The organism is Pseudomonas sp. LTJR-52, from assembly GCF_003691465.1.
GTDB classification, from domain to species: Bacteria; Pseudomonadota; Gammaproteobacteria; order Pseudomonadales; family Pseudomonadaceae; genus Chryseomonas; species Chryseomonas luteola.
On the sequence record NZ_CP033105.1, the window covers coordinates 3,504,654 to 3,523,202 of the forward strand.

15 protein-coding genes are annotated in these 18,549 nt (G+C 53.0%); all 15 read right to left on the reverse strand.

The window, feature by feature from the left end:
- The 15 genes from ispD to bamA all read right to left on the reverse strand — a co-directional run bounded on the left by ispD (window position 1) and on the right by bamA (window position 18,478).
- Window positions 1-732 carry a 2-C-methyl-D-erythritol 4-phosphate cytidylyltransferase gene (gene ispD, locus EAW52_RS16395; protein WP_122043241.1) on the reverse strand — a complete coding sequence of 244 codons (732 nt, stop codon included), beginning with the start codon at window positions 730-732 and terminating at the stop codon, window positions 1-3.
- A complete protein-coding gene (locus EAW52_RS16400; protein WP_010797398.1) occupies window positions 729-1,007 on the reverse strand; it encodes a septum formation initiator family protein in 279 nt (92 codons plus the stop codon). Before EAW52_RS16400 ends, ispD begins: the two co-directional genes overlap by 4 nt.
- Window positions 1,008-1,170: 163 nt before the next feature.
- Window positions 1,171-2,460 (reverse strand): phosphopyruvate hydratase, encoded by a 1,290-nt coding sequence (gene eno, locus EAW52_RS16405; protein ID WP_122043242.1) that lies wholly within the window; start codon window positions 2,458-2,460, stop codon window positions 1,171-1,173.
- A 79-nt stretch (window positions 2,461-2,539) separates the two neighbouring features.
- Window positions 2,540-3,385, reverse strand: a complete 846-nt coding sequence (kdsA, locus tag EAW52_RS16410) for a 3-deoxy-8-phosphooctulonate synthase (protein WP_122043243.1) — start codon at window positions 3,383-3,385, stop codon at window positions 2,540-2,542.
- Window positions 3,386-3,390: 5 nt separating this feature from the next.
- The gene (locus tag EAW52_RS16415) at window positions 3,391-5,019 is read right to left on the reverse strand and encodes a CTP synthase (protein ID WP_122043244.1); all 1,629 of its coding nucleotides are present in this window, start codon (window positions 5,017-5,019) and stop codon (window positions 3,391-3,393) included.
- 165 nt (window positions 5,020-5,184) lie between these two features.
- Complete coding sequence (gene tilS / locus EAW52_RS16420; protein ID WP_122043245.1) at window positions 5,185-6,522, reverse strand: tRNA lysidine(34) synthetase TilS; 1,338 nt, start codon at window positions 6,520-6,522, stop codon at window positions 5,185-5,187.
- 83 nt (window positions 6,523-6,605) lie between these two features.
- Complete coding sequence (locus EAW52_RS16425) at window positions 6,606-7,556, reverse strand: acetyl-CoA carboxylase carboxyltransferase subunit alpha (protein ID WP_019364447.1); 951 nt, start codon at window positions 7,554-7,556, stop codon at window positions 6,606-6,608.
- Between the two features lie 161 nt (window positions 7,557-7,717).
- On the reverse strand, window positions 7,718-11,236 hold the full coding sequence (gene dnaE / locus EAW52_RS16430) for a DNA polymerase III subunit alpha (RefSeq protein ID WP_122043246.1): 3,519 nt from the start codon (window positions 11,234-11,236) through the stop codon (window positions 7,718-7,720).
- Window positions 11,237-11,412: 176 nt separating this feature from the next.
- Window positions 11,413-12,051 (reverse strand): ribonuclease HII, encoded by a 639-nt coding sequence (gene rnhB / locus EAW52_RS16435; protein ID WP_122043247.1) that lies wholly within the window; start codon window positions 12,049-12,051, stop codon window positions 11,413-11,415.
- Window positions 12,051-13,193, reverse strand: coding sequence for a lipid-A-disaccharide synthase (lpxB, locus tag EAW52_RS16440; RefSeq protein WP_372238860.1), 1,143 nt, complete (start codon window positions 13,191-13,193; stop codon window positions 12,051-12,053). The genes rnhB and lpxB overlap by 1 nt, the downstream gene beginning before the upstream one ends.
- A gap of 59 nt (window positions 13,194-13,252) precedes the next feature.
- Window positions 13,253-14,029: an acyl-ACP--UDP-N-acetylglucosamine O-acyltransferase gene (gene lpxA, locus EAW52_RS16445; RefSeq protein WP_122043248.1), complete on the reverse strand. Its 777-nt coding sequence runs from the start codon at window positions 14,027-14,029 to the stop codon at window positions 13,253-13,255.
- Window positions 14,026-14,466 (reverse strand): 3-hydroxyacyl-ACP dehydratase FabZ, encoded by a 441-nt coding sequence (gene fabZ, locus EAW52_RS16450; RefSeq protein WP_010797388.1) that lies wholly within the window; start codon window positions 14,464-14,466, stop codon window positions 14,026-14,028. Before fabZ ends, lpxA begins: the two co-directional genes overlap by 4 nt.
- Window positions 14,467-14,508: 42 nt before the next feature.
- Window positions 14,509-15,573, reverse strand: coding sequence for a UDP-3-O-(3-hydroxymyristoyl)glucosamine N-acyltransferase (gene lpxD / locus EAW52_RS16455; RefSeq protein WP_122043249.1), 1,065 nt, complete (start codon window positions 15,571-15,573; stop codon window positions 14,509-14,511).
- Window positions 15,573-16,076: an OmpH family outer membrane protein gene (locus EAW52_RS16460; protein ID WP_074828089.1), complete on the reverse strand. Its 504-nt coding sequence runs from the start codon at window positions 16,074-16,076 to the stop codon at window positions 15,573-15,575. Before EAW52_RS16460 ends, lpxD begins: the two co-directional genes overlap by 1 nt.
- Before the next feature lie 41 nt (window positions 16,077-16,117).
- Window positions 16,118-18,478 carry an outer membrane protein assembly factor BamA gene (gene bamA / locus EAW52_RS16465; RefSeq protein WP_122043250.1) on the reverse strand — a complete coding sequence of 787 codons (2,361 nt, stop codon included), beginning with the start codon at window positions 18,476-18,478 and terminating at the stop codon, window positions 16,118-16,120.
- Between the last annotated feature and the right edge of the window lie 71 nt (window positions 18,479-18,549).

The following is an 18,549-nucleotide window of genomic DNA, read 5'->3' on the forward strand; positions in this document are numbered from 1 at the left end:
TCAGGTCGTGGGCGTCGGTTCGTGCCGGCGCTCATGCCAAAGTTGCGTCAGCCAAACCAGATCCTCAGGCCGCGTAATCTTGATGTTATCACTTCGCCCTTCTATCACGCGGGGTCTATAGCCCGCCCACTCCATAGCGGAGGCTTCGTCCGTGATCATGACGCCAGCAGCCAATGCATCACTAAGCGCTTGTCTCAGATGGCCCAATCGAAACATCTGAGGTGTATAGGCCTGCCAGATGACACTGCGATCTACTGTCACCTCAACCCGGCCATAAGGGTCGACACGCTTTAACGTATCCTTGACTGGAATAGCCAGTAATCCCCCAACCTCATCATCAGCCAGCTCCTGCAATAGCCGATCAATGTCGCTCTGAGCCAGATTAGGTCTTGCTGCATCATGCACCAATACCCAGTCAAGATCAGATGCGCCGCAGGCTTCCAGACGCATAAGGCCGCTCAGTACAGAGTCGGCACGTTCCTTCCCACCAGTAGCCCGGGTAATCCGATTATCCGTAGCGCAGGCAAGACCAGGCCACCATCTGTCATCAGCCGCCAGGCTAACGACTATGCCCTGCAGGGAAGCATGATCCAATAACGCAGAAAGCGTGTGCTCAATGACCGTTCGGCCCGCCAGATCCAGATATTGCTTGGGGCGATCCGCTCGCATGCGCGAACCGATACCCGCTGCCGGAATAACGGCCCAGAAAAGAGGTAATGAGGTGTTTATCATTTGGACTGCAGGTAAAGGGTCTCACCCTCTCTAACCATACCGAGCTCATGGCGAGCCCGCTCTTCAACCGTCTCCATGCCCTTTTTCAACTCAGCAACTTCCGCCTCGAGGATCCGGTTGCGTTCAAGCAGCTGCTTATTTTCCTCATCCTGACTGGAAATCTGCTCACGCAGCTCTTTTACCTGCGCCAAACTGCCATCACCTACCCACAGGCGATACTGCAGGCCGGCTAATGCAATGATTAGGACAGGAAACAACCAGTAAGGGCTACGCATTGGCTTTACGGTTCAAAGCAACAAGTTAAGTGAGCTAATGAGAACATACTTAAAACAAGAGCAGGAAGGAAATGATGCCTATATCGATAAGCGACACTTCAATCCTGCTCTTTTAACACATCATTTCGCAACAGCGGAGCGGCCTGCACCGCTCACTGTGAACTCAGCTACGAAATTCGGCACGTCCACGGTACGGTGCTTTTGCACCAAGCTGCTCTTCGATACGAAGCAGCTGATTGTACTTGGAGACCCGGTCTGAACGGCACAGTGAGCCGGTCTTGATCTGCCCTGCCGCAGTACCCACGGCAAGATCAGCAATCGTTGCGTCTTCGGTCTCACCCGAGCGGTGAGAAATAACTGCTGTATAACCAGCAGCCTTGGCCATCTGGATGGCTTCCAGCGTCTCGGTCAGAGAGCCGATCTGGTTGAACTTGATGAGGATGGAGTTACCGATACCTTTCTCGATCCCTTCCTTTAGAATCTTGGTATTGGTCACGAACAGATCGTCACCTACCAGTTGCACCTTGTTGCCGATCTTATCAGTCAACGCCTTCCAGCCAGCCCAGTCGGACTCATCCATACCATCTTCGATAGAGATAATCGGGAAACGCTCCCTCAGACCCGCAAGATAATCGGCAAAACCAGGAGCATCGAATGTCTTGCCTTCGCCAGACAAGCTGTACTGACCGTTTTCATAGAACTCGCTGGAGGCGCAGTCCAAGGCCAGAGTTACATCCGTGCCCAGCTTGTATCCGGCCTTTTCAACCGCTTCGGCAATAGCGCCTAGGGCATCTTCGTTGGAGGACAGGTTCGGGGCAAAGCCACCTTCATCGCCCACGGCAGTATTCAGGCCACGCGCCTTGAGAACCGCCTTCAGGTGATGGAATATCTCAGCACCCATGCGCAGGGCATCAGCGAAGCTTTTTGCGCCAACCGGCTGAACCATGAATTCCTGGATGTCGACATTGTTATCGGCATGCTCGCCGCCGTTGATGATATTCATCATCGGAACCGGCATAGAGTACTGCCCGGGCGTGCCGTTCAGCTCTGCGATATGGGCATACAAGGGCAGATCTTTATCCTCGGCGGCCGCCTTGGCAGCTGCCAGGGATACCGCCAGAATGGCATTGGCGCCCAGCTTGGACTTGTTCTCGGTACCATCAAGCTCGATCATCGCTTTGTCGAGCGCTTTCTGATCCGATGGGTCCTTGCCAAGAAGAAGATCGCGGATCGGGCCGTTTACATTACCAACGGCTGTCAGAACCCCCTTGCCCAGGTAACGGCTCTTGTCGCCATCACGCAGTTCCAATGCCTCGCGGGATCCTGTGGATGCACCAGAGGGCGCACAAGCCCTGCCGACGATACCGTTATCAAGAATCACCTCGGCTTCCACGGTAGGGTTACCGCGGGAATCCAGAATTTCCCGGCCTTTTATGTCGACGATCTTTGCCATTGTTATACGCTCTCCATGGTTCTGGTCAGGTGCAAACTGCACCTTCGGCTTCTTATTTGGAACTAAGTTCAGCGGAGCATTAAGCGGTTTCGATTGGAGTGAACGACTTCACCAGTTCATCCAGTGCCTTTAGCTGAGCCAGGAAGGGCTCCAGCTTGTTCAATCGAAGTGCGCAAGGGCCATCGCACTTGGCACTGTCAGGATCAGGGTGTGCTTCCAGGAACAGACCTGCGAGTCCCTGACTCAAACCGGCCTTGGCCAGATCGGTAACCTGTGCACGACGACCACCAGCAGAATCGCTGCGACCGCCAGGCATCTGCAGGGCATGGGTCACGTCAAAAATGATCGGGTAGTCGAACTGCTTCATGATGCCGAAGCCCAGCATGTCGACTACCAGATTGTTATAACCAAAGGACGTGCCACGCTCGCACAGGATCAACTGATCATTACCCACTTCCTCACATTTCTGCAGGATATGCTTCATTTCCTGAGGCGCGAGGAACTGGGCCTTCTTGATATTTATAACGGCATTGGTCTTAGCCATGGCAACTACCAGATCCGTCTGCCGGGACAGGAAAGCCGGCAGCTGGATGATGTCGCATACTTCTGCAACCGGTGCCGCCTGATAGGGCTCATGGACGTCCGTGATAACCGGTACATTGAAGGTCTTCTTGATCTCTTCAAAGATCTTCATGCCCTCTTCCAGGCCTGGGCCACGGAAAGAGTTGACCGAAGAACGGTTGGCCTTGTCGAAGCTGGCCTTGAAGATATAAGGGATACCCAGCTTCTGCGTTACCTTCACGTACTCTTCGCAGATCTGCATCGCCAGATCGCGAGACTCAAGCACGTTCATTCCGCCAAACAGCACGAACGGCTTGTCGTTAGCCACTTCGATAGTACCGACACGAATCGTTTTCTGAGCCATAGTCATCAAGCCTTATTAGCGTATTTCAAAGCCGCATTCACGAAACCGCTGAAGAGCGGATGACCATCACGCGGGGTAGAGGTGAATTCCGGATGGAACTGGCACGCCACAAACCAGGGATGATCCGGCGCCTCGACGACTTCCACCAATGCACCGTCGCCGGAACGGCCAGTGACCTTCAGGCCCGCCGCCATGATTTCGGGCAGCAGGTTGTTGTTCACTTCGTAACGGTGACGATGACGCTCAACGATTACGTCTTGCTGGTAGCAATCATGTACCAGTGTACCTGAAGACAATTGGCACTCCTGAGCTCCCAGGCGCATGGTGCCCCCCAGATCCGAAGCTTCTGTACGGATCTCGGTAGCGCCGGACGCATCCTGCCACTCGGTAATCAAACCAACCACCGGGTGCTGACCAGACTTGTCAAATTCGGTGGAGTTAGCATCGCTCCAGCCTACTACGTTACGGGCAAACTCGATTACCGCTACCTGCATGCCCAGGCAGATACCCAGGTAAGGAATCTTGTTCTCACGTGCATACTGAACCGTGCGAATCTTGCCTTCTACACCGCGTAGACCAAAACCACCCGGCACAAGGATCGCATCAACGCCCTTGAGCAGATGGGTACCCTGCTGCTCGATATCTTCCGAATCGATATAGCGCAGGTTGACCTTTGTACGGCTCTGGATACCGGCATGCGTCATCGCCTCGATAAGCGACTTGTATGCATCCAGAAGCTCCATGTACTTGCCAACCATGGCAATGGTTACTTCACGCTCTGGGTTGAGCTTGGCATCGACCACACGATCCCACTCGCTCAGGTCAGCCTGACCGCATTCGAGGCCAAAGCGCTCTACCACGAAATCATCGAGACCCTGCGCATGCAGAACGGAAGGAATACGGTAAATCGTATCCACGTCCTCCAGAGAGATGACGGCACGCTCTTCCACGTTAGTGAACAGCGCAATCTTACGGCGGGAAGAACTGTCTACCGGATGATCGGAGCGGCAAATCAAAACATCAGGCTGCAGGCCGATGGAGCGCAATTCCTTTACCGAGTGCTGAGTCGGCTTGGTCTTGGTTTCACCCGCGGTTGCAATATAGGGCACCAACGTCAGATGCATCAACATGGCACGGCGAGCGCCGATTTCCACGCGCAACTGGCGTATGGCTTCCAGAAAAGGTTGGGACTCGATGTCACCTACGGTACCGCCGATTTCGACCAGCGCCACATCCGCATCACCTGCGCCCTTGATAATACGGCGCTTGATTTCATCGGTAATGTGAGGGATTACCTGAACGGTTGCGCCCAGGTAATCGCCGCGACGCTCCTTGCGCAGCACATCCATGTAGATGCGGCCGGTCGTGAAGTTGTTGTCCTGAGTCACTGTAGTGCGAATAAAACGCTCGTAGTGACCCAGGTCGAGATCGGTCTCGGCACCGTCATGGGTGACAAACACTTCGCCGTGCTGGAATGGGCTCATGGTACCTGGATCGACGTTGATATAGGGATCCAGCTTGAGCATGGTGACCTTCAAGCCCCTCGCTTCCAGAATGGCGCCCAAGGAAGCCGAGGCAATGCCTTTCCCCAATGAAGAAACAACACCGCCCGTGACGAAGATGTAGCGCGTCATGAATTTTCCTAGAAATCTGTAGTTAGGCGGAAAGCCGCCGGGAAGCGAGGGAGGCCTAGAGGCCTCGGTTGAGCACGGTAATACTTCATGCCCAACGCACACCGGTTGTTACGTAAACAACAAGTGCGGTACAAGACGGGAGCGTAGTCTACAACAAAGTGCCTTTCAGCTCAAACGCTGGCCGCTCGTCGCAGGAACCCACTCGAACCGCCAGTGCTGATCGGCTGGACCACTGAGTCCAGACAGATTCGCAATGGCTATCAACTGCCCGTTACAAAACAGCAGCGGCAATCTGCCGCGCAAGAATGTCGGCACATGATGCTCATTCAGGAGCCGTTTGAGATCTCTGTGCCCACGCCCAGGGACAGCCATGATTTCTCCTCCCTGACGATAGCGGACTTCAAGTGATCCCGAGGGCCGCTGACCAACGATATACACTTGTCCATTGCCACCCAACGCTACCTCCGACTCCTTTTCAGGCCACTGACAAGGCACACAGGCGGCGCCCAACCACTGATGCGGTAACCACCAGAGCCGTCCCGCCCCCCGATGTATCTCACCGCTTTCCAGTACCCAGACGGGACTGGCCGAGGGACCGGCATCCCGCAATGCAGCCCAGCCCACCCAATGATCAGTATCTGGCATACGGCTATATCGATCTAACCAGTGGCGAAGTGCGTTGCGCTGACGGTGCTCGCTCAGCTGCCTGATAATCTCAAGTTCGAGGCTTGGAAGCGGCAACCAAGGAAATGCAGTAGCTGTCTGTGCGGCAGACAAGTCCATGGCAGCGCACTCTTCAAGAATAGCCAGCGCCTCGGCCATATGCCCTGCACTGCGGGCAACGCTAGCTGAAGCCTGCGGCCATCGTAAGCGCAGTCGAGTGAGAATCTCATGGCGCAGGAAGTTACGATCCTGAACAACCTGTATGTTACTAGGATCTTCCACCCACTCCAGCTTTTCCGCTAAGGCATAACGTGACAGTTCAGCCCGAGGAACAGACAGGAAGGGTCTTACCAGGCGCCCCTCAGCCATTGCACGCGAGGTCGCCATGGCAGACAAACCTTTTACCCCAGCTCCACGTAGCAGTCTTAGCAGCAGAGTCTCCGCCTGATCGTCCTGATGCTGAGCCACTAGCAGAACTTCATGCTCTCTAACGTGCCGCGCAAAGGCGGCATAGCGTGCATCCCGGGCCGCTCGCTCCAGGCTTGAATTCTGATCCACTTGTACATGCTCGACGCTCAAGGGAACCTGGAGCAGGTCACACATCTGCCGACAATGCTCCACCCACTCGTCAGCCTCTTTAAGAAGGCCATGGTGCACATGAATCGCATGTAGCGACGGCACCTGCCTACAGAAGGACAGCCGCGATAAAACATGCAGAAGAACCGAAGAATCCATGCCGCCTGAAAATGCGATATGCCATCGCTTGGCATGCAGATAGGGCGTCAAGACCTTCAGGACGTTGTCAGCCAGAGGGGGAAGCGAGACATCAGAAAGGGACATGGCTGCCCATCAATGAATACACATTATTCATGTAAACAGCTTAGGCGTATGTCCGGCATAGGCCGGACATACATGGAGACAGATCAGGAAATACCGTAGCTCATCAGACGCTCGTAACGACGCGTCAACAACTCTTCGCTGGAGAATTTCTTGAGCATATCAAGCTGATCTACCAGAGCTTCACGAATGGAAGCAGACATTACAGCGGGATCACGATGGGCACCGCCCAGTGGCTCATCGATAACGGTATCTACAATACCCAGCCCCTTTAAACGCTCTGCAGTAATGCCCATGGCTTCAGCCGCATCAGGCGCCTTCTCGGCAGTTTTCCAGAGAATCGAGGCGCAGCCTTCAGGCGAAATCACAGAGTAAGTCGAATGTTGAAGCATGTTCAGCTGGTCGCACACACCAATTGCCAGGGCGCCACCAGAACCACCCTCGCCGATCACGGTTGCGATGATAGGCGTTTTCAAACGCGACATGACACGCAGATTCCAGGCAATCGCCTCACTTTGTCCACGCTCTTCGGCATCGATCCCCGGATAAGCACCGGGAGTATCGATAAACGTCAGAATCGGCATCTTGAAACGCTCGGCCATTTCCATCAGACGGCAGGCTTTACGGTAACCTTCCGGGCGAGGCATACCAAAATTACGACGTACCTTTTCACGTACCTCACGCCCCTTCTGATGACCAATGACCATGACGGGTTGATCATCCAGACGAGCGATACCGCCAACAATGGCTGGATCATCAGCGAAATGACGGTCGCCATGAAGCTCTTCGAAATCAACGAAAAGATGGCTGATATAGTCCAGCGTGTAGGGCCGCAAGGGGTGACGCGCCAGACGAGCCACCTGCCAGCTGCTCAGACTACCGAAAATACTTTTGGTCAGTGCCTGGCTCTTTTCCTGCAGCCGGGCAATCTCGTCACTGATGTTCAGCGAATTGTCATTACCAACCAAGCGAAGCTCTTCAATCTTGGCCTGGAGGTCAGCGATCGGCTGTTCGAAATCGAGATAGTTCGGGTTCATGAGTATCCGTCTTGCAATCTTGAGCCAGCGGCCGGGTCGCCTACCTTAAAAGATCAGGCGGATCAGGTCGAGGCCGGCAGATCAATTATCGAGATCGCCGCCTCAACCCTTGAGGCCATTGGCATGGTTTGGTCGAATGAGCGGCACTTGCGCCGCTCGGATCAACGGTAGTTCAGGAAGACGTTTTCTCTTCCAAACTGGTCACGTAGTGCCTGTATCAGGCCATCACCAGGATCGATTCTCCACTGCTCGCCAAATTGCAGCAGGGCCCTGGCATCCTGGCTTCGATAATCCAGCGTAACCGGGCAAGCGCCCCGATGCTTGGTACAGAGGTCGGCCAACCACCGAAGACGGTCGCCTTTCAATGCATCGCTTGCAACCGAGATGCGCAGACTTTCAGCCAATGCGGTGCGAGCCTCTTCCAGGCCCAGCACGCGCTTGGCGCGCAGTCTCAAGCCGCCCGAGAAATCATCCTGGCTGACTTCGCCCTCAACAATGACCAAGGCGTCAGTCTGCAGCAAGGACTGAGCAGCATGAAATGCTTCGGCAAACAGCGAAGCCTCAATCCGGCCCGAGCGATCATCGAGTGTAACAAACCCCATCTTATCGCCGCGCTTGTTTTTCATCACACGCAGATTGACGATAAGGCCGGCAACCGTCTGGGTTTCACGAGAGGGCTTGAGGTCCACAATGCGCTGGCGCGCCAGTCGCCGTACTTCCCCCTCATACTCATCGATCGGATGCCCCGTCAGGTACAGGCCGAGGGTTTCCTTTTCTCCCCTCAGACGCTCCTTGAGCGTCAGCGCTCGTGCCTTGTAATGATTAACGTAGACATCGGCTTCCGGCTCGGCAAATACACCCCCGAATAAATCCATATGCCCACTGTTATTGCTCCGTGCCGTTTGCTCGGCTGCCGCAATCGCCTCTTCCATTGCGGCCAACAGCACTGAGCGATTCTGATCGATAGTCGCCTGGTAGGCCTTGAGCTCGTCATGATAATGCGGCCCCAGGCGATCCAGCGCTCCCGAGCGAATAAGCGCTTCAAGGGTACGTTTGTTGATGCGCTTGAGATCGACACGGTCGCAGAAATCGAACAGATCCTTGAAAGGCCCCTCCTGGCGCGCTTCTACAATCGCCTCTACTGGACCCTCACCAACCCCCTTGATAGCACCAAGACCGTAAACGATGCGTCCACCTTCATTTACAGTGAACTTGAAGTCAGAGATGTTCACATCCGGCGCATCGATCCGCAGCTTCATATGGCGGCATTCCTCAATGAGGATTACCACCTTGTCGGTGTTGTGCATATCCGCTGACAACACTGCAGCCATGAACGGCGCAGGGAAATGCGCTTTCAGCCAGGCAGTTTGATAGGACACCAGACCATAGGCAGCCGAGTGGGACTTGTTGAAGCCATAACCCGCAAATTTCTCTACCAGATCAAAGATGTTACCGGCAAGCTCAGCATCGATACCATTATTGGCACAACCTTCAATGAAGCCGCCCCGCTGCTTGGCCATTTCCTCCGGCTTTTTCTTACCCATGGCGCGACGCAGCATATCGGCCTGACCCAGGGTATAGCCCCCCATAACCTGGGCAATCTGCATAACCTGCTCTTGATACAGGATGATGCCATAGGTGGGAGCCAGGACAGGCTTGAGCCCTTCATACTGATAATCGGGATGGGGATAGGCCAGCTCGGCACGGCCGTGCTTTCGGTTGATGAAGTCATCTACCATGCCTGACTGCAGCGGCCCCGGACGGAACAAGGCCACCAATGCAATCAGGTCTTCCAGACAGTCGGGCTTGAGCTTTTTGATCAGCTCTTTCATGCCGCGGGATTCCAGCTGGAACACGGCCGTCGTCTCCGCCTTCTGCAAGAGATCGTAGGTCTTTTTGTCATCCAGCGGGATAAAGTCGATGTTAACCGGATCGAGCCCTTTTACAGCGTGCTCCCGATTGATTGTTTCCATTGCCCATTTGATGATGGTCAATGTTCGCAAACCCAGGAAGTCGAACTTCACCAGGCCCGCCTGCTCTACATCGTCCTTATCGAACTGGGTAACCAGTCCGTTACCGTCCTCATCGCAAGAAACGGGAGAGAAGTCTGTCAGTTTGGTAGGTGCGATTACCACACCACCCGCATGCTTACCGGTTCCCCGAGTAATACCCTCCAGTTTGAGCGCCATGTCCCAGATTTCCTGGGCCTCTTCGTCGACCTTGAGGAAGTCACGAAGCATCTCCTCCTGCTCATAGGCTTTCTGAAGCGTCATACCTACTTCGAAGGGGATCATCTTGGACAATCTATCGGCCAGACCGTAAGACTTACCCTGCACACGGGCAACGTCACGAACCACCGCCTTTGCGGCCATGGTGCCAAAGGTGATGATCTGACTGACCGCGTTACGCCCATAGGCGCCTGCAACATAATCAATTACGCGGTCACGACCGTCCATGCAGAAATCGACATCGAAGTCAGGCATGGAAATACGTTCAGGGTTAAGGAAGCGCTCGAACAGCAGATCATAGGCTAGTGGATCCAGATCCGTAATTTTCAGCACATACGCTACCAGCGAGCCAGCACCCGACCCACGACCCGGCCCCACCGGGACGCCATTGTTCTTCGCCCACTGAATGAAGTCCATTACGATGAGGAAGTAGCCGGGAAACCCCATCTGAATAATGATATTCAGCTCGAAGTTCAAGCGATCCACATAGACCTGCCGCTTGGCCTCGTAATCCGGCGTTTCCTTAGGCAGGAGTACCGCTAGGCGCTCTTCCAATCCGTCAAACGATACCTTTCGCAGGTAATCGTCAATGGTCATGCCTTCGGGAATAGGGAAATTAGGCAAGAAATATTTGCCAAGCTGCACTTCAATGTTGCAGCGCTTGGCGATTTCGACCGTATTTTCCAAGGCCTCTGGCAGATCACTAAACAGCTCCCACATCTCATCAGGAGACTTGAGGTACTGTTGATCGCTATAGGTACGAGGACGCAACGGATCATCAAGTACACGCCCCTCACCAATGCAGACCCGCGTTTCATGGGCCTCGAAGTCTTCCTGCTTGATAAAACGAACATCATTGGTTGCTACAAGCGGTACGTTGCAACGATCCGCCAAGGCAACCGCGGCGTGAAGATGCTCTTCATCATTGACGCGCTGGGTACGCTGCACCTCCAGGTAAAAACGATCACCAAAGACGTCCAGCCATTCACCTAACAACCGCTCGGCGCGTAGATTGTCACCAGCCAGCAAGGCCAGCCCCACCTCACCCTCTTTAGAGCCGGAAAGCGCAATCAAGCCGTCGGCAGCCGCCTTGACCCACTCACGTTGGACAATGATCTGGCCTTCGTGCTGTCCTTCCTGATAACCGCGCGAAACCAGCTCAGTCAGGTTTCTATAGCCTTGTTTATTCATGACCAGCAAGGTCAGGCGGGTAAGCGGCCCCTCCTCGTCAGGATTGGCCAGCCACAGGTCGGCGCCACAGATGGGCTTGATACCGGCACCCATAGCAGCCTTGTAAAATTTTACCAGCGAGCACAAATTATTCTGGTCTGTCACAGCTACAGCAGGCATGCCTGCCCCCGCTACCGACTTGACCAAGGGCTTTACCCTGACCAGACCATCAACCAGCGAATATTCAGTATGCAAACGCAAGTGAACAAAGGATACGGTCATGGAAACCCCGACAATCATGCAAAAACGAACCGGAATTGTACTAACCGGGAGGACAAGCTAGAAGCTTGATAGGAATGAGCAGATATGCATGCTCAGGCAAATGAATGCGCCAACACTGTTCAGCCTAGAAAATACAGGCGTCGCCGTCCGTCGGTTCGTTTTTTCTTAATCTTCGATTAGAGCGCCATAGCCCCTGTAACTTGCCTCACTCTGACTTCCAACGCAGCAAAAGCATCCCGCACGGGCGCGAATGAGCGTCGATGTATAGGCGTAGGGCCAAGCCGTTTAAGTGCATCAAGATGCTCAGCTGTGGGATACCCCTTGTGACCTGCCAAGCCATATCCTGGATAAAGCAGATCCATTTCTGCCATTTCCCGATCTCGAGAGACCTTAGCCAATATAGACGCTGCTGCGATAGCAGGCACCTGACTGTCACCCTTGATCACCGCAGCACTTGGAACCGACAGTACCGGGCAACGATTACCATCGATCAAGGCCAGCTTGGGTAAAACAGCCAGCCCTTCAACCGCTCGCTTCATTGCCAGCATGGTTGCATGAAGGATATTGATCTCATCAATTTCATGAACATCGGCGCGAGCGATACAGCATGCCAATGCCTTTTCATGAATTTCTTCAAACAACGCCTCGCGGCGTGCCTTGGTAAGCTTTTTAGAGTCGTTGAGCCCATGGATAGGACGTGCTGGGTCCAGGATCACAGCAGCGGTAACGACAGGCCCACATAGGGGACCTCGTCCTACTTCATCGACACCTGCGACCAGTTCCTGCACCAATGTGAAATCCAACCCCAATTGCATCAATCACCCCCAATAAGCGTCAGTACTGCATCTGCGGCTTGTCGTGACGCGTCCTGACGTAATGCGTGATGAATAGCTTCAAATCCTTCTGTTTGCATAGAGGGATCATCCAAAAGAGGCAATATCGCGTTTACCAATCTTTCTGCCGTAGCATCGTCCTGAATCAACTCGGGAACAAGAGGCTTGCCTGCCAGCAAGTTCGGTAAAGAGATATAAGGACTCCTTACCATCCGTTTCAAGATGCAGTACGTCAATGGGGCGACCTTATAGGCAACCACCATCGGACGTTTAAATAACATTGCTTCCAACGTGGCCGTTCCTGAAGCAATAAGCACAGCATTACAGCTGGCCAGCACTTCATGTGACTGCCCCTGAGTCAACATCACACGAACAGAGCGGCCTTCAAGTAAAGACTCTATCTGCTTACGCCGATGCTCATTGGCACAAGGCAATACAAATTGAATATCAGGCCTTAACGCACTCAACCGTTCTGCGGCATCGAAAAAAAGAGCACCCAGCCGTGAAACTTCACCACCACGACTTCCTGGGAGCAAAGCAACGACTGGCCCATCTGGCGGTAAGCCCAAAACTTTGCGGGCAAGCGTGCGATCAGGATCAAGCGGAATGGTATCGGCCAGCGGGTGCCCAACGAAACGCACGGGAACCTGCTTTTCCTCATAGAAGCGGGCTTCAAAAGGAAACAACGTCAACATGAGATCGCAGGCCTCACGAATCTTAAGAACACGCTTTTGCCGCCATGCCCAGACAGAGGGACTGACATAATGAACAGTCGGTATCCCTGCGGCACGAAGCTGCTGCTCCATTTCAAGTACGAAATCTGGCGCATCAATGCCAATAAAAACATCGGGGCGGGCCTGTATGAGTGTCTGGATAAGCTCTTTTCGACGCCGCAAAAGCTCTCGAAGCCGGCCTAGCACCTCTACCAGCCCCATGACGGAGAGTCGCTCCATGGGAAAGGCCGAGCTCATGCCTTCTGCCTCCATGCGCGGACCGCCAACACCAATGAACTCGACAGCCGAATGCCGTGCTTTAAGCGCTCTCATAAGGCCTGAGCCTAAAATATCCCCAGAAGCCTCACCGGCAACGAGAGCGATTCGCAAGGGTCGATTCAAGGCAGACATACCCAGCTCTTTAATAGCGCCAATATAAACTGAAGGCCGCATCTGCGGCCTTGAAAGGATTAACGTGTTATGCCACGTGTGGAGCTGACTATAGAGTCCCTAAAGACTGCAACTTCGGGAAACTCAAGAGCAACCTGCTCCAATTCCTTCAATGCTTCGTCAACCGTCAAACCTTGGCGGTAGACAACCTTGTAAGCACGACGGAGGGCATGAATCGCTTCACTGGAAAAACCACGGCGGCGCAAGCCTTCAAAATTCATACTGCGCGCTTCGGCCGGGTTGCCAAAGACCGTTACGTAGGCAGGCACATCCTTACCAATGGCAGTGCCCATACCTGAAAAGCTGTGTGCACCGATACGGCAGAATTGATGTACCAGTGTGTAACCGGACAAAATTGCCCAATCATCCACATGGACATGCCCTGCCAACGCCGTGTTATTGACCAGAATGCAGTTATTGCCTATCACACTGTCATGCCCGATGTGGACATATGCCATCAGCAGGTTATGGTCACCTATAGTGGTTTCGCTACGGTCCTGAACGGTCCCCCGATGGATCGTGACACCCTCGCGAATGACATTATGGTCACCAATAACAAGGCGCGTAGGTTCACCCTTGTACTTGAGGTCTGGGGTGTCCTCTCCAATCGTAGAAAACTGGTAGATGCGGTTGTGCTTACCGATGAACGTTGGTCCATGCAGTATAACGTGCGGGCCTATGACCGTGCCCTCACCCACTTCAACATCGGCGCCTACGATAGACCAAGGCCCAACCTTGACGTCGTCAGCCAGTTTGGCGCCTGGCTCAATGATCGCCCTAGGGTCGATCAAACTCATAGTTTGCGTTCCGCACAGATAATTTCAGCAGAGCATACTGCTTTCTCGTCAACTGTTGCCTGGCATTCGAACTTCCAAATGCCGCGCTTGCAACTAATGAAACGAGCTTCCAGCTGCAACTGATCGCCCGGCAAAACAGGCTGACGAAAGCGCATGTTATCCGAGCCGACAAAGTAATACAGGGTTCCCTCTGCCGGAGAAGAATTCATCATCTTGAAACCAAGAATCCCTGCCGCTTGCGCCATTGCTTCGATAATCAAAACACCCGGCATAATGGGATGCTGAGGGAAATGACCATTAAAAAAGGGTTCGTTGATGCTGACATTTTTGTAGGCACGAATACGCTTGCCTTCAATGTCCAGCTCCACTACCCGGTCCACCAACAGGAACGGGTAGCGGTGAGGCAAGTATTCGCGAATCTCGTTAATGTCCATCATATCTGGAGAGGCCTGTTCAAAAAAAAGGAAACGCCCGATGCGTTACTCTGCATCAGAAGCAGCGTCATCCTGTAAGGTCACGGCAGCTACTGTTTTTTCGAGAAGCTGCAGACGCCGAGCCATATCATCCAGGTGACGGATACGAGCCGCACTTTTTCTCCATTCGGCAGCAGGCTGCATTGCCGTGCCGGAAGAATAAGCGCCTGGCTCGGTAATCGAGCGGGTAACCATGGTCATGCCAGTAACGAAAACGTTATCGCAGACCTCAATATGTCCAACCATGCCGACACCGCCGGCAATTGTGCAATGGCGTCCGATCTTGGTACTGCCCGAGATACCTACACAAGCCGCCATCGCTGTGTGCTCACCAATTTGTACGTTGTGAGCAATCATTATCTGGTTGTCGAGCTTAACGCCATTACTGATGATCGTGTCGGCCAGCGCGCCTCGATCGATAGTAGTATTGGCGCCGATCTCGACATCATCGCCAATACTGACACCACCCAGCTGAGCAATTTTTTTCCATTGCCCCTGATGGTTCGCAAAGCCAAACCCCTCACCGCCGATAACGGCGCCAGACTGGATAACCACTCGCTTCCCAACTCGAACGTCGTGATACAGCGTAACTCGCGGTGCAAGCCATCCGTTTTCGCCGATCTGACTACGAGCACCGATGAAGCAATGCGCTCCAATGACAACACCTGCACCTATCGATACACCTGACTCGATAACTGCATACGCACCGACACTTGCCGTAGGATCTACAAAAGCATCCTCAGCGACCAGGGCGGAAGGATGAATACCAGCTTTCGGCAGAGGTTTTCGATCAAACAGATGGGAAAGCTGCGCATAGGCAAGGTAAGGATTGGCGATTACCAGGCAATTGCCTGAAAATCCCTCCACCTCAGTCGGATGCAGGATCACAGCACCCGCTTTGGTGTCAGCCAAGTATTTCTTGTACTGGGCATTGGCAAGGAAACTCAACTGCTCGGGCTGAGCATCCTGCAATGTCGCAAGACCAGAAATGAGAAGCTCCGGGTTTCCCCGGAGCTCAGCTCCAAGGCGCTCTGCCAGCTGCCTTAGAGTGTAAGTGGTAGAGATCATCATTAGCGGTTCTGGTTCATCCGCTCGATAACATCACGTGTAATATCATATTGAGGCTTGGCATCAACCACAGCGCCACGCTCGATGACGATGTCGTAGTTGCCCTTCTTCAATACTTCTTCCACCGCTTTATCCAGCTTCGGTTTGAGCTGCTTCAACATATCGCGATCAGCTGCGGCCTTGGCTTCGTTCAGCTCTTTTGACTGAAACTGGAAGTCACGCGCTTTCTGCTTGAAGTCCGACTCAAGACGGTCACGTTCAGAATCCTTCATTTTATCGCCCCCGGCAGCAAGGCGACTTTGAATATTCTTTGCATCACCTTCTAGTGCCTTCAGCTTGTTAAGCTGTGGGCCGAACTTTTTCTCAGCGTCTACAGCGTATTTTTTTGCCGCATCCGACTCCAGGAGTGCCATTTGATAATTGAGCACCGCAATCTTCATCTCGGCAAAAGCCGGGGTGGCAACAACAGCGGCAGCGATCAAGGCGAAACGGAAGAACTTACGCACAATGCACTCCTGCGTTTAAACGCGATATAGAGTTGGATCAATTAGAACGTTTGGCCCAGCGAGAACTGGAATACCTGCGTATCGGCATTATCAGGCTTCTTGACGGGCATACCCAGACTGAAGCTTAACGGACCCAACGCAGTTACCCAAGTCAAGCCAACACCCACAGAGCTTGCCATATTGGAAAAGCTGACCTTGTTACAGCTGGCGCTATCCTTGTCGACCAAGCGGCACTTGGTGTCGAAGACACTACCCACATCCCAGAACAGCACTGTTCGCAGCTGACGCTGATCTTTCACGAAGGGCAAGGGGAACAGATATTCGGCCCCGCCTGTGATCAACACGTTACCGCCAAATGGTTCAGGATCTTGATCGGTATCGGTATCTTGACCCTTATACTTTCCAGAAGCAGGAGTACTCCGCGGACCAAGGCTGCTATCTTCAAAACCACGTACTGAATTAAAACCACCAGCATAGTAGTTTTCATAAAATGGCAAGCCGCTGGTTGAACCATAACCATCGCCATATCCCAGTTCGGTATGGAAGCGAAGTGCAGTATTCTGTGTCAACCCAGCAAAAATCTGACCGCGATAGTCAACCTTGTAATAACTCAGATCGCTTCCCGGAATTGTTGTTTCCAGAGAAAGGCTTTGCGAGTGCCCTCGAGTAGCCAGCACGCCTTTATTTAAGGTTGACTCTGACCAGCCGATCGAAGCTTTAAAGTTAGTGAAACTATCCCCTTCCTGTTCAATGAATTTATAAACTTCATCAACAGTGTAATTATTGGGGTCAAGCTCATCACGCTGAACACCAAGTCCAAAGTTCAGTCGAGACGTTTCACTGATCGGATAGCCAAAATTTACCCCAAAGCCGAGGCTATTGATGGAGTAACTGGAAATATCAACATCCAGATCATCATAGTCAGTTGAGCGGTAGAAAGCGTTATAACCAAGGCTTACGCCATCATCGGTCCAGTATGGATCAGTAAAGCTGAAATTGTAGCGAGTCTGATACTGACTTCTCGTCAGGCCTACGCTTACTCTATTACCAGTACCCAAGAAGTTGCTCTGGCTGATAGATCCACCCAGGATCAAACCCGCACTTTGAGCAAAGCCAACACTTGCGGTAATAGAACCAGACGGTTGTTCTTCCACAGAGTAATTCACGTCGACCTGATCGTCAGTGCCAGGAACCTGCGGCGTCTCGACATTGACTTCCTTGAAATAGCCCAGACGTTCCAAACGGGTTTTGGACTGATCAATCAAGTAAGTGGACGCCCAGCCGCCTTCCATCTGGCGCATTTCGCGGCGAAGGACCTCATCTTCCGTCTTGGTATTGCCACGGAAATTGATACGATTTACGTAGGCACGCTTGCCAGGATCGACTACAAAGGTCAACGAAACCGTATGGTCATCATCATGTGGTTCCGGTACACCGTTCACATTAGCGAACGTATAGCCTTCATTCCCGAGGCGGCGGGTGATCAGATCTGAGGTGCCAGTCATCACCTTTCGAGAGAACACCTGTCCGGGCTGTACCAACATCAGCTTGCGAATTTCTTCTTCCGGCACTTTCAGGTCACCTGAAAGTTTTACATCTCGAACGGTGTATTTTTCACCTTCGTTGACGTTGACCGTAATATAGACGTGTTTCTTATCAGGCGTAATCGATACCTGAGTCGAGGTGATATCCATATTGATATAACCACGATCAAGGTAATAGGAGCGCAAGCGCTCAAGATCGCCAGAAAGTTTTTCACGGGAATATTTATCGTCGTTTTTGAAGAAAGAAAGCAGATGGCTTTTCTTCAATTCGAACAGATCAATTAGATCCTGCTCTGGAAACACATGATTTCCGACAATATTGACCTGAGAAATCGTTGCCACTTCACCTTCGTTGATTTTGATTTTCAACTGAACGCGGTTACGTGGCTGCGGAATAACCTCGGTTTCGATATTGGCAGAATAGCGGCCTTGAGCAACATACTGACGAAGCAGCTCATTGCGCACACCTTCCAGCGTTGCCTGCTGGAAAATTTCACCTTCAGCCAAACCCGATTGTTGAAGACCTTTTTTCAGGTCGTCTTCTGAGATCGCCTTGTTGCCCTCAATAGTGATGCTTGAAATCGAGGGGCGCTCAACTACGCTCACAACCAGGACGTTACCGTCACGCCCTAATTGAATATCTTGGAAAAAACCCGTACGGAACAGGGAGCGAGTCGCATCGGAAAGGCGACGATCATCTACAGCATCGCCTACGTTAAGGGGTAATGCACCGAAAACGCTTCCGGCAGAAACCCTCTGCAAACCGTTTACACGAATATCGGAGATGGTGAAGGACTCGGCGTGAACCTCGCCGATCATCAGCGCGGCTATTACCGCAGGTAGCAGCAAGCGTTTCATGAGTCCCTTTTTTATTCCAACTGACAAATAAATAGCCTACCGCTTATACGGCAGACTAAGCGTTCAGCGGC

Bases quoted from the DNA above. Each gene is read 5' to 3' on its own strand.
- ispD (WP_122043241.1), bottom strand. From the start codon at position 732: ATGATAAACACCTCATTACCTCTTTTCTGGGCCGTTATTCCGGCAGCG.
- EAW52_RS16400 (WP_010797398.1), bottom strand. From the start codon at position 1,007: ATGCGTAGCCCTTACTGGTTGTTTCCTGTCCTAATCATTGCATTAGCC.
- eno (WP_122043242.1), bottom strand. From the start codon at position 2,460: ATGGCAAAGATCGTCGACATAAAAGGCCGGGAAATTCTGGATTCCCGC.
- kdsA (WP_122043243.1), bottom strand. From the start codon at position 3,385: ATGGCTCAGAAAACGATTCGTGTCGGTACTATCGAAGTGGCTAACGAC.
- EAW52_RS16415 (WP_122043244.1), bottom strand. From the start codon at position 5,019: ATGACGCGCTACATCTTCGTCACGGGCGGTGTTGTTTCTTCATTGGGG.
- tilS (WP_122043245.1), bottom strand. From the start codon at position 6,522: ATGTCCCTTTCTGATGTCTCGCTTCCCCCTCTGGCTGACAACGTCCTG.
- EAW52_RS16425 (WP_019364447.1), bottom strand. From the start codon at position 7,556: ATGAACCCGAACTATCTCGATTTCGAACAGCCGATCGCTGACCTCCAG.
- dnaE (WP_122043246.1), bottom strand. From the start codon at position 11,236: ATGACCGTATCCTTTGTTCACTTGCGTTTGCATACTGAATATTCGCTG.
- rnhB (WP_122043247.1), bottom strand. From the start codon at position 12,051: ATGCAATTGGGGTTGGATTTCACATTGGTGCAGGAACTGGTCGCAGGT.
- lpxB (WP_372238860.1), bottom strand. From the start codon at position 13,193: ATGTCTGCCTTGAATCGACCCTTGCGAATCGCTCTCGTTGCCGGTGAG.
- lpxA (WP_122043248.1), bottom strand. From the start codon at position 14,029: ATGAGTTTGATCGACCCTAGGGCGATCATTGAGCCAGGCGCCAAACTG.
- fabZ (WP_010797388.1), bottom strand. From the start codon at position 14,466: ATGATGGACATTAACGAGATTCGCGAATACTTGCCTCACCGCTACCCG.
- lpxD (WP_122043249.1), bottom strand. From the start codon at position 15,573: ATGATGATCTCTACCACTTACACTCTAAGGCAGCTGGCAGAGCGCCTT.
- bamA (WP_122043250.1), bottom strand. From the start codon at position 18,478: ATGAAACGCTTGCTGCTACCTGCGGTAATAGCCGCGCTGATGATCGGC.